This window comes from Pseudomonas sp. 43(2021) (assembly GCF_017490805.1).
Classification (GTDB): Bacteria; Pseudomonadota; Gammaproteobacteria; order Pseudomonadales; family Pseudomonadaceae; genus Aquipseudomonas.
In genome coordinates, this window is the sequence record NZ_JAFGYJ010000098.1 from 1 (window position 1) to 764 (window position 764).

1 protein-coding gene is annotated in these 764 nt (G+C 61.4%); it reads left to right on the plus strand.

The window, feature by feature from the left end:
• Positions 1–764: N-succinylarginine dihydrolase (locus tag J5M71_RS26100; RefSeq protein WP_207838328.1), on the plus strand; the 764-nt coding region annotated here is incomplete at both ends.

Below are 764 nucleotides of genomic sequence, written 5' to 3' on the forward strand. Positions count from 1 at the left end.
ATGTTCGCCAATCAACAGCACTTCGCCCATCACGCCGCTTTGCCGGCAGTGGCGCAGTTCGGCGACGAAGGCGCGGCCAACCACACGCGTTTCTGCCGTGAGTACGGCGAGGCGGGCGTCGAGTTTTTCGTGTTCGGCCGCAGTGCGTTCGACAACCGTTTCCCGTCGCCGCAGAAATACCCTGCACGCCAGACACTCGAAGCCTCGCACTCCGTCGCGCGTCTGCACGGTCTGCGTGACGACGGCGTGGTCTACGCGCAGCAGAATCCCAACGTCATCGATCAGCGCGTGTGCCACAACGACGTGATCGCCGTGGGCAATGGTGAAGTGCTGTTCTATCACGAGGACGCGTTCCTCGAGACCGACAAGATGCTTGCCGAGCTGCAAGGCAAACTGGCCAAGGTCGGCGGTAACTTCCAGTCTGTTTGCGTGCCGCGTTCGGCGGTCACTGTGGATGACGCGGTGCGTTCCTACCTGTTCAACAGCCAGTTGCTCTCGCGTGCCGATGGCTCGATGCTGCTGATCGTGCCGCAGGACTGCCAGGCCAACGAACGCGTCTGGGCTTATCTGCAAAGCCTGACCAGTTCCGGCGGGCTGATCCGCGAAGTGAAGGTCTTCGATCTCAAGCAAAGCATGCAGAACGGCGGTGGCCCGGCGTGTCTGCGTCTGCGTGTGGCGCTGAATGAAACCGAACTGGCGGCGGTCAACCCAGGCGTTATCATGACGGCCCCGTTATACGGTTCGTTGACCGCATGGGTTGAAAA